This is a genomic window from Glycomyces xiaoerkulensis (genome assembly GCF_002798405.1).
Taxonomy (GTDB): Bacteria; Actinomycetota; Actinomycetes; order Mycobacteriales; family Micromonosporaceae; genus Glycomyces; species Glycomyces xiaoerkulensis.
The window spans coordinates 183,207-196,830 of sequence record NZ_PGGV01000033.1 but is presented as its reverse complement, the minus strand read 5'-3'; the positions used below and the strand labels follow the sequence as shown (position 1 = coordinate 196,830).

Sequence of the window (13,624 nt, the reverse complement as noted above, 5' to 3'; positions counted from 1 at the left end):
AGCTTACTCAGCGTCGGTCGGCGGCTCCTCAAGCGCCTTGTAGGCGGGGCGGAGGACCTCTTCGATGCGGCGGCGCCGCTCGGGGTGGGGCAGGAACGCGGACTTCATGGCGTTGACGGTGCACCGCTCGATCTCGTTCCAGCCCCAGCCGAATGCCTCCGACAGGAGCGCGAACTCGCGGGAGAGGCTGGTGCGGCTCATGAGCCGGTTGTCGGTGTTGACCGTGACGCGGAAGCCGAGGTCGTGGAACAGCTTGATCGGGTGGGAGGCGATGGATTCGGCGGCCTTGGTCTGGAGGTTCGAGGTGGGGCACATCTCCAGGGCGATCCGGCGGTCGCGCACCCAGGCGGCGAGCGGGCCGAGTGCCGGTTCGGGTCCGGTGCGGGTGATGTCCTCGTCGAGCCGGACGCCGTGACCCAAGCGCAGCGTTCCGCAGCGCTGGACGGCCTCCCACACCGACAGGAGCCCCTCCGATTCGCCGGCGTGGATGGTGAACGGCATGGATTCGGCGCGGAGGTACTCGAAGGCCTCCAGGTGCCGGGTGGGCGGGTTGCCGGTCTCGCCGCCGGCGATGTCGAAGCCGACGACGCCGTCGTCGCGGTAGCGGACGGCGAGTTCGGCGATCTCCTTGACCCGGTCGGCGTGCCGCATCCCGCAGAGGATGAGTCCGATCTGGATGTGACGGTCGGATTCGGCGGCGATGCGGATGCCTTCGGCGAACCCGGCGAGGCTGGCCTCGACGACCTCTTCGAGTTTGAGGCCGGAGCCCTGCTGCTGCTCGGGCGCGTAGCGGACCTCGGCGTAGACGACGCCGTCGGCGGCCAGGTCCTGGGCGGACTCGCTGGCGATGCGGTGCAGGGATTCGGCGGTCTGGCTGACGGCGAGGGTGTGTTTGAAGGTCTCCAGGTAGTCGGTGAGCTTGCCGGAGGAGGCGGCTTCGAAGAACCAGTCGGCGAGCGCCTCGGGGGTGTCGGCCGGCAGCTTGTACCCGATGCCGTGGGCCAGTTCGAGGAGGGTCTCGGGGCGCAGGCCGCCGTCGAGATGCTCGTGGAGGAGGACTTTCGGGGCGCGGCGGATCTGGTCTCGCGTCAGCGTTGCGGGATTCATCCCCCGGATGTTAGCGGCCGCCGGACGCGGGTCTGGCTCACAACCCGGTCGGGCTCAGAATCGGACCTCGTCCCAGTGCACAGGGCGTTCCTCGGCGAAGACCACGGCCCACTCCAGCGCCCAGCGGCGGTGCCACACCAGGTTGTCGTCGACCCCGGACGGCACCGGTCGGCCGGCGCGCCGGGCCTGGTCGCACAGCCAGTCGAGGCAGTAGTAGAGGTCGAGCATCTCGGCGACGACGCCCGCGTCGCGGGTGGGGGTCAGGTGCCGGTCGCGCCATTCGCTGAACGTCTCGGGCCGCCGCAGGTCCGGCAGCAGGTCGGGCAGGTCCTCCGAGCAGGCGACGCTCGGGTCCAGGTGGTCGACCAGGCCGAGCAGCCAGGCGTCGGTGTAGAGGCACTCGAGCTGGTCGGCGTACCGGGCCCGGTCGCCGCGGCCGCAGGCGATGAAGCCCCATTCGTCGGGGGTGAGCTGGTCGAGCACGTGGGCGTCGAGCAGCCAGCGCATCGCCAGTTCCTCGGGCATGTCGAACACGCGGGCCTGGACGATGTTGAGGATCGCGGCGCGCGCCTCGAGCTGGCCCCGCGGGCGCAGCCGGGGGAGCTGGCCTTGGGGGAACGGCATCGGGAAGTCGGCGGGCGGGGCGGGTATGCCCAACGCGCTCAGTCCGTCCACTGTCCGCAGTCGCACGCTGCGCGGGTCCGAGATCAGGGACGGCATATGGGCTCCCTACCACTTAGGGTTCACCTGACGGGGTGGTTGCGTTACACGGAAGGGTAGTTGTGAAAGACTGTAGCGTCCGACACATGCTCGAGTCAATCGGGCCCTGCCGTTTTTTCAATTGCGCCCCGACCGGCGATTCTAGTGCTGCGCTGGTGTTTCTCGCATTGTTGTGTACGAGTCCCATGTGGCCTACCGATGGGTATGATGCGGGGTCGAACCGTACCGATTCACCACTATTCCGGCGAAACCGGTACCGAGGTCGACAGTGGCCATTCCGCACCGCGACCGGGCCGGAGGCTTCGCCTCCGGCCCGCATCGGATCGCTCCGGCACTACTCCACGCAGAGCAGTGCGCCGGTGCGGCCGAACTGGTCGGTCAGGTCGAAGTAGGCGGTCTGGCCGCAGTCTGCGGCGGCCTCCTCGATCCCGGCCTCATCGTGCTCGGCCAGCTCCATCTCGACCACGTCGAGGACGGTGTACTCGGCCTGCTCCGACTCGCAGGGCACCGTCGCACCGATGTCGGAGGAGCCGAAGCAGTCGCCGGTGGTCGGTACGACGGCGGCTACGCCCTCCTCGTCGGGTTCGGACAGCGACTCGACGCAGAACAGGTAGTCGACATCGCCGCTCGTCTGGTCGTAGATCATGTTCCAGTCGGTGAGCGGCTCGCCCGGCAGGTAGGCGCCGACCTCTTCGCCGCACATGTCGAAGATCGCCTGGTGGTCGGTGAGATCGCCGCCGGAGGCGGTGGCGTCGGTGTCGCCGGTGATGGCCGTGATGCTCCAGTACGCCTCGGGGTCGGAGCAGTCCACGGCGAATTCGGATCCGTCGCCGCCGACCATTTCGAGGGGCAGGCAGTCGCCTTCGGTGGCATCGGCCGCGGCGTCGAACTGCTCGTTGCTGACCTCGCTCGAGTCGTTCGAGTCGCCGGAGTCCTCCAGGAGGGAGCATCCGGTGAGCGCGGCGCCGGCCAGGCCGGCCGCGCCGAGGGCGAGCAGTCGCTTCATCGTCTCGTTCTGCAATGGATCACTTTCTGTGCTTCGCCGCGCCCGAGGGGAGCCGCGGCGGTTCGGCTGACCAGGAGGACTCTAGGTCTCGGCTGCAAGCAGCCGTCGCCGGTTGCCTTGTGCGAGCTGGGATTGTGCGATCGGGCGCGACATGCGACCGTCGCACATGGCCAAGATCACGCCGCGGAGATCGGGGTGGCGCCCGCGGCGGCATTCATCGTGCCACGAGCTTCAACACAACTGTCTTGTGATTTTGATTCACACGATTGACGGCCTGTGTCAAAGCTCAACAGCGCGCGGTGGGCTACGATTCGATATATGCCGAGCAGGGGAGCCGCATGACCGCCCACGAGACCATCACCCTCACCGACCTCGCCCGTCTGGCCGAGGTCGGTCGCAACGCCGTCAGCAACTGGCGCAGGCGCGAACCGGACTTCCCCACCCCGGTCGACGAGAGCGCCCGGCGCCCCCGCTTCGACCTCGCCCAGATCGAACATTGGGCCGCCCAGCACGGCCGCGAACTGCACATCACCACCGCCGACCGGATCTGGTTCTCGCTCCACGGCACCCACCCCTCCCCCGACCACGCGCTGCGCGCCGTCGCCGCGGCCCTCGACGGCGACGGCTCCGAACTGGCAAAGCGCCTGGAAGAAGCCACCGCCGAGACCGATCCGGCCGAGCTGTTCGAATTCTTCGTCGAACGCGCCCGCGAGACCACCGGCACCGCCACCCCCGGCATCGGGGCGCTGGTCGACATCGGCGCCGTCTGCGCCCCGTCCGGGCCGGGCCTCGCGGTCCACGACCCGGCCTGCGGCGAGGGCGACCTGCTCACCGCCCTCGTCCGTACCGTGCCCGAGACGGCCTCGGTGTCCGGCAGAGACCTGTCCTCGACCCAGGCGGCGATCTGCGAACGGCGACTCCGACTGCGGCGGCCCGGCGCCGACATCGCCGTCCACATCGGCGACTCACTGCTGAGCCCGCTGCCCGAGGAGCGCTACGACCTCGTGGTGTGCGACCCGCCGTTCAACATCAAGGACTGGGGACACGAGCGGCTCCCGACCGGCGACGACCCCCGCCTGGCCTACGGCACGCCCCCGCGCACCGAACCCGAGCTCGCCTGGGCGCTGCACTGCCTCTCGCTGCTGGCCCCCGGCGGTGTGGCCGTCGTCCGCATGCCCGCGATGGTCGCCCACCGGCGGTCCGGCAGGCGCATCCGCTCCGAGCTGCTGCGCTGGGGCGCGCTGCGTGCGGTGATCGACCACCCCGACTCCAAGGCGCACATCTGGGTCCTGGTCCCCCGCGGCGAGAGCTCGCAGCTCCTGGTCTCCACCGGCGGCGACTTCGCCCGGACCTGGCACGACTTCAACGCCCGGCCCGGCGCGGCCATCCGCACCGCCGACTCGGTCACCGTCCCGCTCATGCGGCTGTGGGACGAGGACGTCGACATCTCCCCCGCGGTCTACCTCGCCTCGGCCGACACCGGCCTCGATGACCTCTCCGGTGCCACCGAACGCCTCGGCCGGACCCTCGCCGAACTCGCCGCGCCGCTGCCCCGCTTCGGCCCGAGCCGGTCCCACCCCACCCCGGAGACCAGCCTGGCCGACCTCGAACGGGACGGGCTCATCGAGATCGGCCCCGGCGGCGCCGAAGGCGACGGCGTCGTCGTCGACCCGATCGGGCCGCGCACGGTCCGACTCGGCCCCCTCGACTCCGCATCGGACTCTCAGTGGACGATCAGTTGCGCCACGGACGCAGTCGACCCGGCCTGGCTGGCGGCCGTCCTGACCGCCCGGCTGCCCAGCGCCGCCAAGCGCACCGCCACCGGCGCCAAACGCCGCATCCTCGCAGTCAAGCTCCCGCGCCTGCCGCTGGCCGAACAACGCCGCCGCGGCGCGGCCTTCGCCGAACTGCTGCACCTGCGCGACCGCCTCGAAACCGCCGGCGCCGAAGCCGCCGCGCTGGCCGGAGACGTAGCGACCGGCCTGGTCACCGGAGCGATCACCGTGGACGACGAAGGGGACGGAGAGAGCGGCGAGGTGGAATCTTGAACCGAGGGCCGCTGCCGTTGGCATGCGATGGCTACGCGGCCGACCCACGACGAACCGCACGCGCCATGCCCACTGCACAAACCAGCGGCCACGCCAAGGGCCGAGCAGTAGATCCATACCGGACAGTCTGGCGAGAGTGAATCTATTCGCCGGGATGCTAGGGTAAACTCACTGGTCAACAAGAGTGCTCCCCGCGCAGGCGGGGATGATCCATAAGAGACCGTGACGAGATTAGCTCCTGTATTGTGCTCCCCGCGCAGGCGGGGATGATCCCTCGCGCATTTCCCGCATTTCCTCAGATTCCGAGTGCTCCCCGCGCAGGCGGGGATGATCCCTTGGCTTCCACGAAATTGTTAATCGTCCAAGTGTGCTCCCCGCGCAGGCGGGGATGATCCCCTGGCCGACGAGGTCGAGGCCCTCCGCGAGCGGTGCTCCCCGCGCAGGCGGGGATGATCCGTACGTCGAGTGCGAGTTGGACACCTGGACGTCGTGCTCCCCGCGCAGGCGGGGATGATCCGGAGTGGGCGCACGCGTTCTGGTTCACCGGGTCGTGCTCCCCGCGCAGGCGGGGATGATCCCTTTGGAACGAGGCTGTTGGGGTGGGCGGGGTCGTGCTCCCCGCGCAGGCGGGGATGATCCCTGCGCATCATCGCCCCGTCGGGGTTCACCGATGTGCTCCCCGCGCAGGCGGGGATGATCCCGGGTCGATGATCAGCAGCTCACCGCTAGCGTCGTGCTCCCCGCGCAGGCGGGGATGATCCCTGGCACGACAGGAGGATCCTCACCGAGGAGCAGTGCTCCCCGCGCAGGCGGGGATGATCCCCGGTGGTGCTATGTCACCGACTGGTCGACGGTGTGCTCCCCGCGCAGGCGGGGATGATCCCGCGTCGAGGTCGTCGTTGATGAGCGTCTCCCAGTGCTCCCCGCGCAGGCGGGGATGATCCCCTGGACCAGATCGAGCGGGTGTTCCCCGGTGCGTGTTCCCCGCGCAGGCGGGGATGATCCCAGGCCGACCGAGGGCTCGTGGATCATCCGGTCGTGGTCCCCGTGCAGGTGGGGATTGGTGGTGGCAGTCCGCAAATCGTGAGAACCGATAGAAGAACCCGGCCCCTGCGGCGGGCACCGGGTGGTATATGCGTCAAGTATGCAGCATTGTGAGCACATCGATAGCTCTGGGTCACGGTCCCTCTGGTTCCTGACCCGTCCCGGCGGACCCGGGAGCTGACTCGCGATCAGGCCCAGGGATCTTTCGCAACCACCAGTGGCGACAGCCTCTGAGTGTGGCCGCGTTGACGTTGGGATCCGCTGCTCGCAACGATTGCACTTGAGGTACGAGTACGCACTGCTCGGTCCGAATTGTGTAGCATTCGGACATGCCGCCCATCGCGCATGGGAAGGGAAGTGACCCCTGGGCCATCTGAGGGATATCAGACCCCGGGGGTCGCGCTGTATCGGCGGACCCTAACGGACTCGAACGTCGAGGACGCCACAACATTCGTTCAACCGTCGACGGCACGGGCTCGAATTCGATGCAGGGCAGGCGTTCCCCACGGGGACGGGGGTGACCCCTGTGCGGACTTCGAGCACGTCGGTAGATTCCAGTGATCTCCACGGAGGCGGGGCTACCCAGACCGTACGCTCGGCGCCCTGTTCAACTCCCTGAACCAACTCCACCGGCGGCACTTGGGCCGTTCGGACCTATGCCACGGACCGTCCGGCCATTACTCGCCCGTACCAAACCATCACCGCAACCCAGCTTCGCTACCGGGCGTGATCTCCTTATGCGAGACAGTGGTCAATGGCGACCTTCCCGCGCGGTGCAGTCTGCGTGGGGCAAATCTTCATGGGACGGTTCGGAAGCGTGGCTTCCACTGTGGCGGCACCTGTCCGACTCGGGGGCGGTGGCCATGCGCTTGTGGGACGAGTGGCTTCCGTCGAATATCAAGGGACGCATCGCTGCTGAACTCCCCGGTGGCGATGCGGACGGCCGGGTGCTTTGTGGCTGGTTGGCGTTCGTCCATGACGTCGGCAAGGCCACGCCCGCCTTCGCCTGGCAGGTCGAGTGGCTGGCCGACCGCATGCGGGACCGCGGTTTCGTCTTCAGCTCCCTGGTAGAGACCGAACGCCAGTTCGCTCGACACGCCACTGCGGGCATGATCCTGCTCGACCAGTGGCTGGCTGATCGCTTCGGTTGGGACCGGCTTGAGTCGCAGCAGTTGTCGGTAGTCGTAGGCGGGCACCACGGCGTACCGCCGACGGACGGGGACCTCGGAGAAGCCAGGCGTAGGCCCTACCTCCTCGGAGTCGACGACTCCAGTGGCCCCATGTGGACCACATGCCAAGAGGAGCTGCTGGACTGGGCCGCGACCGAAACCGGCGCCTCGGACCGAATCGAGGCTTGGCCGACGATCCGTATCTCTCAGCCGGTACAGGCCATCCTCACGGGGATCGTCATCGTCGCCGATTGGATCGCCTCCAATGAAGACCTGTTCCCCTACGACGACCCCAACTCGGTGACCGCGCACGACCGCTTGGAACGAGCGTGGGAGGAGCTCGATCTGCCCACCCCTTGGACCGCACGGCCGGAACCGGAGCAGGGCGATCTGTTCCAGCAGCGGTTCACGCTGCCGGAAGGCGCAACGATCCGGCCGGTTCAGAGCGCCGCAGTCGACCTGGCCGAGCGCATGGCCGCTCCCGGACTGATGGTAATCGAGGCCCCGATGGGCGAGGGCAAGACCGAGGCCGCGCTCGCCGCAGCCGAGATCCTGGCCTCCCGCACCGGCGCGGGCGGCTGCCTGGTCGCACTCCCCACTCGCGCGACGAGTGACGCCATGTTCCTGCGGGTGCTCGATTGGCTCACTCGCCTCCCGGACGCTGATGTGGGGCGCGGACATCAGAGCGTCATGCTTGCTCACGGCAAGGCCCGGCTCAACCAGGACTTCAAGCGGCTCTTCTGGCGCGGAGCGCCGTCGCGAATCGGGATGGACGACGGCGGCGCCGGGGTGGCGGCGCACAGTTGGACCGCCGGCCGGAAACGGGCCATGCTCTCCAACTTCGTCATCGGCACGATCGACCAGTTGCTGTTCTCGGCGCTGAAATCGAAACACGTGGTGCTCCGCCACCTGGGCCTGGCCGGAAAAGTGGTCATCGTGGACGAAGCGCATGCTTACGACGTCTACATGAGCTCCTACTTGGATCGCGCCCTGGAATGGATGGGCGCCATAGGGGTCCCGGTGATCGTACTGTCCGCGACGCTGCCCGCGCAGCGTCGCAAGGCGATGCTCGCCGCATACGACCGCGGCCGGCTCGGACGCCGGAAGCGTCGGCCCCGGCGGGCATCCCGACCGGCCGCCGACCCGTACGACGTCCTCCACGGCGACATCGGATATCCGGTGCTCGCCGCCTCCGGAACCGAGGCACCGCTGGTCACGGTCACCGAACCCTCCGGCCGCGACCAGGAGGTCCACCTCGCGTGCCTGGAGGACACCCCCGAATCGCTCGGGGCACTCCTGGAACGAGAGCTCGCCGACGGGGGATGCGCGCTGGTCGTGCAGAACACGGTCCGCCGGGTGCAGGAGACCGCGGCGCGGCTCCGCGCCCGGTTCCCGAGCTCGATCGTTTCCGTCGCCCACTCCCGCTTCATGGCCGCCGACCGAGCCGCCAAGGACCAGTGGCTCCGCGACGCCTTCGGACCTCCCGAACGCAAATCCCCTGTAAAGCGGCCAGAGAAGCACATCGTAGTCGCCAGCCAGGTCGCCGAACAGAGCCTCGACATCGACTTCGACCTCCTGGTCACCGACCTCGCCCCGGTAGACCTAGTCCTGCAGCGGATGGGCCGGCTCCACCGCCACCACCGGCCCGGACGCACCGGACCGGCCAAGTGCTACTTCACCGGCGCCGACTGGGGCGCCGTCCCGCCCGAGCCGGTCCGCGGCTCCCGCACCGTCTACGGCGAGCATCCCCTGCTCCGGTCGGCGGCCGTCCTGTGGGACCGGCTCGAATCGGACCGGCCCGTGACCGTCCCCGACGACATCGCCCCGCTCGTCCAAGCCGCCTACGGCGGGCGCCCGGACGGGCCGGTCGAGTGGCACGAGACGATGAACCGGGCCGAACTCGACCACGAGGCCGCCATGTCTTCCAAGGCGAGCCGGGCCGAGATCTTCCAGCTCGACCGCCCCGCCTCCCCTGGCACCCCACTCCTCGGCTGGCTCCACGCCCAGGCCACCGGCAGCGACAAGCACGACGAAGACAGCCCTTCCGGACGCGCCCACGTCCGCGACGACTCCACCGAGACCCTCGAAGTGCTGGTGGCCGTCCGCGACGGAAAACGCCTCATCACCCCGCCCTGGCTCGAAACCGGCGGCGGGTTGGAGATCCCGACCGACACGGCTCCGGAACCGGCGCTGGCGCGGACCCTCGCCTCCTGCACACTCGCGCTGCCCCGCGGCGTCCCGGTCGACGCGGCCATAGCCGAACTCGAGGCCCGGCACGACTACCCCGCCTGGGAACAGGTCTACCTGCTCAAAGGCGAACTGCTGCTCGACTTCGACCACACCGGGCGAACCCGCCTGGCCGGATTCGAGCTCCACTACGACCACCGCGACGGCTTGGAGGCAACCCGACTCCCATGAGTCCACCCCGATTCGACCTCATCGACCGACCCTGGATCCTGGTGCAGCGGCACGACGGCACCACCGCCGAGGTGTCGATGCTGGAGCTGTTCACCGAATCCGGCTCCATCGCACGACTCACCGGCGACGTACCCACACAGGAACTCGCCGTCCTGCGGCTGCTCCTGGCCGTCCTGCACTGCTCGATCGACGGCCCCGAGAACGATCTGGAATGGCGGCGCCTGTGGCGGGACGACCGGCTCCCGATCGACGACCTCGCCGACTACCTCGACCACTGGCGCCACCGCTTCGACCTGCTCCACCCCGAGACGCCCTTCTACCAGGTCGGCGACCTCGAACCGGCCGGCAGCGGCAGGACGAGCCTCGCCGGGTTCATCGCCGACCTCCCGGTCGGCAACCCCTACTTCCGCATGCGCGAGGCGGACTCGACCGACCGCATCGGCTTCGCCGAAGCCGCCCGCTGGCTCGTGCACTGCCAGACGTTCGACCCTGCCGGCATCAAGTCGGGCGCGAAGGCGGACCCCCGCGTCAAGGGCGGCAAAGGTTACCCCATCGGACCCGGATACTGCGGCCGCTACGGCGGCGTATACGCCCGCGGCGACGACCTGCGGGAGACACTGCTGCTCAACCTGATCGCCTTCGACGTGCCCTACGCGCGATTCGACGAGGACGACCTGCCCCTCTGGGAGCGCCCGCCGCAGACGCCGACGATCGAACAACGTCCCGGCGTCGACGGCGAATGGCCCAGCGGCAGGCCACTCGGACCGCTCGACCTGTACACCTGGCAGTCCCGCCGCGTCCGGCTCCACTTCGACAAGCAGTCGGTCACCGGCGCCCTGGTCTGCCAAGGCGACAAGCTGCCCGGCGCCAACCTCCACCTGATCGAGCCCTTCACCGCCTGGAGACGCAGCCGACCCCAAGAGAAGCGGCTCAAGCAGCCGCTGGTCTACCTGCCCAAGGCGCACGACCCGCGCCGCAACCTCTGGCGCGGACTGGCCTCGATGCTGCCCGGCACCGCCGGACGCTCGGCCACCGGCGGCGACGCCCTCACCCCCGGCGTCATGGAGTGGGTCGGCCACCTCACCGAGCGCGGCATGATCCCCGCCGACCGCACAGTCGAAGCACGGGCGCTCGGCGGCCACTACATCAGCAACGAATCGGTGATCGAGGACCTGGTCGACGACGGGCTGACCATGGCCGCGGCCGTGTTCGACCACGACCGGCCCGACCTGGCCGCCGCCGTCCGCGACGCCGTCGCCGACGCCGAGGCGGCGGTCCGGGCGCTCACCGCGCTGGCGGCCGACCTCGCCCGGGCGGCGGGCGGCAGCGACGGCGTCGACTCGGCCCGCGCCAAGGCCGCCGACGCCGCCTACGGCGAACTCGACGGCCGCTTCCGCACTTGGCTCGCGCTGCTGAAGGCCGACACCGACATCGAGGCCGCCCGCCGCGCCTGGCAGCAGGACGTCCGCGCTCGCATGCTGCGCACCGGCGCCGAGCTGGCCGAGCAGGCGGGTCCGGTCGCATGGGTCGGCCGGGAGTCGAACGGATACTTCCTCGCCGCCCCGCTCGCCGAACGGAACTTCCGGACCAAGCTGCGGAAGGCGCTGCCGCTGGCGTCGCCCCGCAGCGAACCCCCGACCGACAGTTCAGCAGAGGAGCCCTCGAGTGACTGAAACTGGTACCGAACCCCGGAGGACCCCGCATCGACGCCGCCGAGCGCTCGGCGACTTCGTGGCCGGGCAGGTCGCCGACCTGCAGCGCCGCTACCGACGCCGCGAGCCCGCGGCGGTCGCCTCGCTCGCGAAGCTGAGACGGGAGGTCAACGCCGAGCCGGGCGTCCAGTTCGCCCTCAGCGGGGTGCGGGAGCTGCCGCCGGGCCTGCTCGGGCCGACCTACGGCGACGAGCCGACCCGCGCCGAGCTCGCCGTCAGCGCCGCAGTCTCGCTGTACGCGCTCCACCAGCAGTCCCGATTCGAGGACCCCATGCACGTCGACGGGCCGTCGTTCGCGACGGCCGTGGCCCTGCTGGCGGCGCGCAGCCCGTCGACGGAGGCGGTCAGGCGCCGCTTCGCGGCGGCCGGTACCGCGGCGAGCTTCCCGGAGCTGCGGCACCACACCCGGGGTCTGGTGGCTCAGCTCCGCGGCGGCGGCATCGGCATGGACTACGGCCGCTTCGCCGACGACCTCATGATCTTCCTCGGCCCCGGCGGACCGCAAAGACTGCGCGGCGTCTGGGGCCGCGACTACTGGCGCACCGACGACCGCACCGACCACGACAAGCCCGACTCCCTGGAGCAGCAATGAACCGCACTCTCATCGACGTCCACGTTCTCCAGACGGTGCCTCCGTCGAACCTGAACCGGGACGACACCGGCTCCCCCAAGACCGCCTACTACGGCGGAGTGCGCCGCGCCCGCGTCTCCAGCCAGGCGTGGAAGCGCGCCATGCGCGTCGCCTTCCGCGCCCAGCTCGACCAGAGCGATCTCGGCCTGCGCACCAAGCAGATCCTCGAGGTCCTCGAGGAGCGCATCGCCTCGCTCGATCCCGGTCTGTCCGACCGGGCCGAGGCCGTCGCCAAGAAGGCGCTGGAGGCGGCCGGCCTCAAGGTCAAGGCGCCCAAGAAGGACGCCAAGGAGGAATCGGAGTACCTCGTCTTCCTGTCCAACCGGCAGTACGACCGGTTGGCCGAGGCCGCCATCGAGGCCGAGAACAGCGGCCAGAAGCTCGCCGGCAAGGCCGCCAAGGAGATCGTCAACAACGACCACTCGATCGACATCGCGCTGTTCGGCCGCATGATCGCCGACGCGCCCGACGTCAACATCGACGCCTGCTGCCAGGTCGCCCACGCCATCAGCGTCCACGCCGTCGAGCCGGAGTTCGATTACTTCACCGCCGTCGACGACCGCAAGGAGGAGGACGACGAGACCGGTGCGGCGATGATCGGCACCGTCGAGTTCAATTCGTCCACGCTCTACCGGTACGCCACGATCGACGCCGACCGGCTCGGCGAGATGCTGGGCGGCGCCGACGCCACCGGCCGCGCCGTCGAGACGGCCGTGCGGGCGTTCGTGACCAGCATGCCCAGCGGGAAGCAGAACACTTTCGCCAACCGGACCCTGCCGGACGCGGTGCTGCTGACCGTCCGCGACACGCAGCCGGTCAACCTCGTCGGCGCCTTCGAGTCCCCGGCCGACGAGAAGGACGGCCGCCTCGAATCGGCGGTGCGGATGCTGGCCGCCCAAGCCGAGGCGGTCGACGGCGCCTTCGGCACCACGCCCGTCGCCGCTTGGAGCGTGTGCGTGGGCGAGCGCACCATGCGTCTGGCGGAGCTGGCCGAGTCGGTCTCGCTCGACGAGCTGGTCTCCGGCGTCGGCGAGCTGGTCTCCGAGCGGGTCGGTCGGTCATGACGACGCTGGTCATGCATCTGGCCGGGCCGCTGCAATCGTGGGGGACCGGGAGCCGGTTCATGCGGCGCGGCACCGACCGGCTCCCCTCCAAGAGCGGCGTACTGGGCATGCTGGCCGCGGCCCGCGGCCTGCGGCGGACCGATCCGCTCGCCGAACTGCTGCGGCTGCGGTTCGGGACCCGCGCCGACCAGCCGGGCCGGGTGCTGCGGGAGTACCAGACCGCGCGCGGCCTGGACTCGGCCGGGCAGGGCTCGCGGCAGTCCGAGCGGTACTTCCTGTCCGACGCGGCCTTCCTCGCCGCGGTCGAGGGACCCGCCGGAATCATCGAGGGCCTGGCGGAGGCGATGAGGCGCCCGCATTTCATCCCGTACCTGGGGCGCCGTTCGTGCCCGCCGTCGCGGCCGGTGCTCAAGGCGGTCACCGACTCGCCGCTGCGGGAAGTCCTGCACGACCGTGAATCGTGGCTGGCCTCGCCCGCCTGGAGGCGGAGCATGGGGCCGACGGTGGGGCTGCGGATCGTCAGGGACGCCGAACCGGACGAGACCGCCGACGAGGTGGTTCGGGACGCCCCGGTGAGCTTCGATCCGGAGCGTCGGGAGTACGAGTGGCGCAAGGTCATCGAGGAGCGGCTGGAGATGCCGAACCCCGACTCGTCCAGAAGTTCCGATCTCGAGCACGATCCGTTCGCGGCGCTGGAGGGGTAGC

Annotated in this window: 9 protein-coding genes and 1 CRISPR repeat array; of the genes, 6 read left to right on the top strand and 3 right to left on the bottom strand. The window is 69.9% G+C overall.

Annotation, left to right across the window (positions count from 1 at the left end; translation table 11 throughout):
- Nucleotides 1–3 precede the first annotated feature (3 nt).
- The 3 genes from CUT39_RS14490 to CUT39_RS14480 all read right to left on the bottom strand — a co-directional run bounded on the left by CUT39_RS14490 (nucleotide 4) and on the right by CUT39_RS14480 (nucleotide 2,833).
- The gene (locus CUT39_RS14490) at nucleotides 4–1,107 is read right to left on the bottom strand and encodes an adenosine deaminase (protein WP_100447773.1); all 1,104 of its coding nucleotides are present in this window, start codon (nucleotides 1,105–1,107) and stop codon (nucleotides 4–6) included.
- Nucleotides 1,108–1,161: 54 nt separating this feature from the next.
- On the bottom strand, nucleotides 1,162–1,827 hold the full coding sequence (locus CUT39_RS14485; RefSeq protein ID WP_100447771.1) for a DUF4272 domain-containing protein: 666 nt from the start codon (nucleotides 1,825–1,827) through the stop codon (nucleotides 1,162–1,164).
- Nucleotides 1,828–2,161: 334 nt separating this feature from the next.
- Nucleotides 2,162–2,833, bottom strand: coding sequence for a hypothetical protein (locus CUT39_RS14480; RefSeq protein ID WP_100447769.1), 672 nt, complete (start codon nucleotides 2,831–2,833; stop codon nucleotides 2,162–2,164).
- 338 nt (nucleotides 2,834–3,171) lie between these two features.
- Here CUT39_RS14480 and CUT39_RS14475 point away from each other — a divergent pair, with 338 nt between their 5' ends.
- The 6 genes from CUT39_RS14475 to cas5e all read left to right on the top strand — a co-directional run bounded on the left by CUT39_RS14475 (nucleotide 3,172) and on the right by cas5e (nucleotide 13,623).
- Nucleotides 3,172–4,881, top strand: a complete 1,710-nt coding sequence (locus CUT39_RS14475) for an N-6 DNA methylase (RefSeq protein WP_100447767.1) — start codon at nucleotides 3,172–3,174, stop codon at nucleotides 4,879–4,881.
- A gap of 184 nt (nucleotides 4,882–5,065) precedes the next feature.
- A CRISPR array of direct repeats spans nucleotides 5,066–5,887; the repeat unit is 29 nt; unit sequence GTGCTCCCCGCGCAGGCGGGGATGATCCC.
- Nucleotides 5,888–6,662: 775 nt separating this feature from the next.
- On the top strand, nucleotides 6,663–9,512 hold the full coding sequence (locus CUT39_RS14470; protein ID WP_100447765.1) for a CRISPR-associated helicase/endonuclease Cas3: 2,850 nt from the start codon (nucleotides 6,663–6,665) through the stop codon (nucleotides 9,510–9,512).
- The gene (gene casA / locus CUT39_RS14465) at nucleotides 9,509–11,185 is read left to right on the top strand and encodes a type I-E CRISPR-associated protein Cse1/CasA (protein WP_100447763.1); all 1,677 of its coding nucleotides are present in this window, start codon (nucleotides 9,509–9,511) and stop codon (nucleotides 11,183–11,185) included. The genes CUT39_RS14470 and casA overlap by 4 nt, the downstream gene beginning before the upstream one ends.
- A complete protein-coding gene (gene casB / locus CUT39_RS14460) occupies nucleotides 11,178–11,816 on the top strand; it encodes a type I-E CRISPR-associated protein Cse2/CasB (protein ID WP_100447761.1) in 639 nt (212 codons plus the stop codon). Before casA ends, casB begins: the two co-directional genes overlap by 8 nt.
- Complete coding sequence (cas7e, locus tag CUT39_RS14455; protein ID WP_100447759.1) at nucleotides 11,813–12,919, top strand: type I-E CRISPR-associated protein Cas7/Cse4/CasC; 1,107 nt, start codon at nucleotides 11,813–11,815, stop codon at nucleotides 12,917–12,919. The genes casB and cas7e overlap by 4 nt, the downstream gene beginning before the upstream one ends.
- On the top strand, nucleotides 12,916–13,623 hold the full coding sequence (gene cas5e / locus CUT39_RS14450; protein WP_100447757.1) for a type I-E CRISPR-associated protein Cas5/CasD: 708 nt from the start codon (nucleotides 12,916–12,918) through the stop codon (nucleotides 13,621–13,623). The genes cas7e and cas5e overlap by 4 nt, the downstream gene beginning before the upstream one ends.
- Nucleotide 13,624: the final 1 nt, after the last annotated feature.

Coding starts and splice junctions, on each gene's coding strand:
- CUT39_RS14480 (WP_100447769.1), bottom strand. CDS start 2,833: ATGAAGCGACTGCTCGCCCTCGGCGCGGCCGGCCTGGCCGGCGCCGCG.
- cas7e (WP_100447759.1), top strand. CDS start 11,813: ATGAACCGCACTCTCATCGACGTCCACGTTCTCCAGACGGTGCCTCCG.
- CUT39_RS14475 (WP_100447767.1), top strand. CDS start 3,172: ATGACCGCCCACGAGACCATCACCCTCACCGACCTCGCCCGTCTGGCC.
- CUT39_RS14490 (WP_100447773.1), bottom strand. CDS start 1,107: ATGAATCCCGCAACGCTGACGCGAGACCAGATCCGCCGCGCCCCGAAA.
- CUT39_RS14470 (WP_100447765.1), top strand. CDS start 6,663: ATGCGAGACAGTGGTCAATGGCGACCTTCCCGCGCGGTGCAGTCTGCG.
- casA (WP_100447763.1), top strand. CDS start 9,509: ATGAGTCCACCCCGATTCGACCTCATCGACCGACCCTGGATCCTGGTG.
- cas5e (WP_100447757.1), top strand. CDS start 12,916: ATGACGACGCTGGTCATGCATCTGGCCGGGCCGCTGCAATCGTGGGGG.
- CUT39_RS14485 (WP_100447771.1), bottom strand. CDS start 1,827: ATGCCGTCCCTGATCTCGGACCCGCGCAGCGTGCGACTGCGGACAGTG.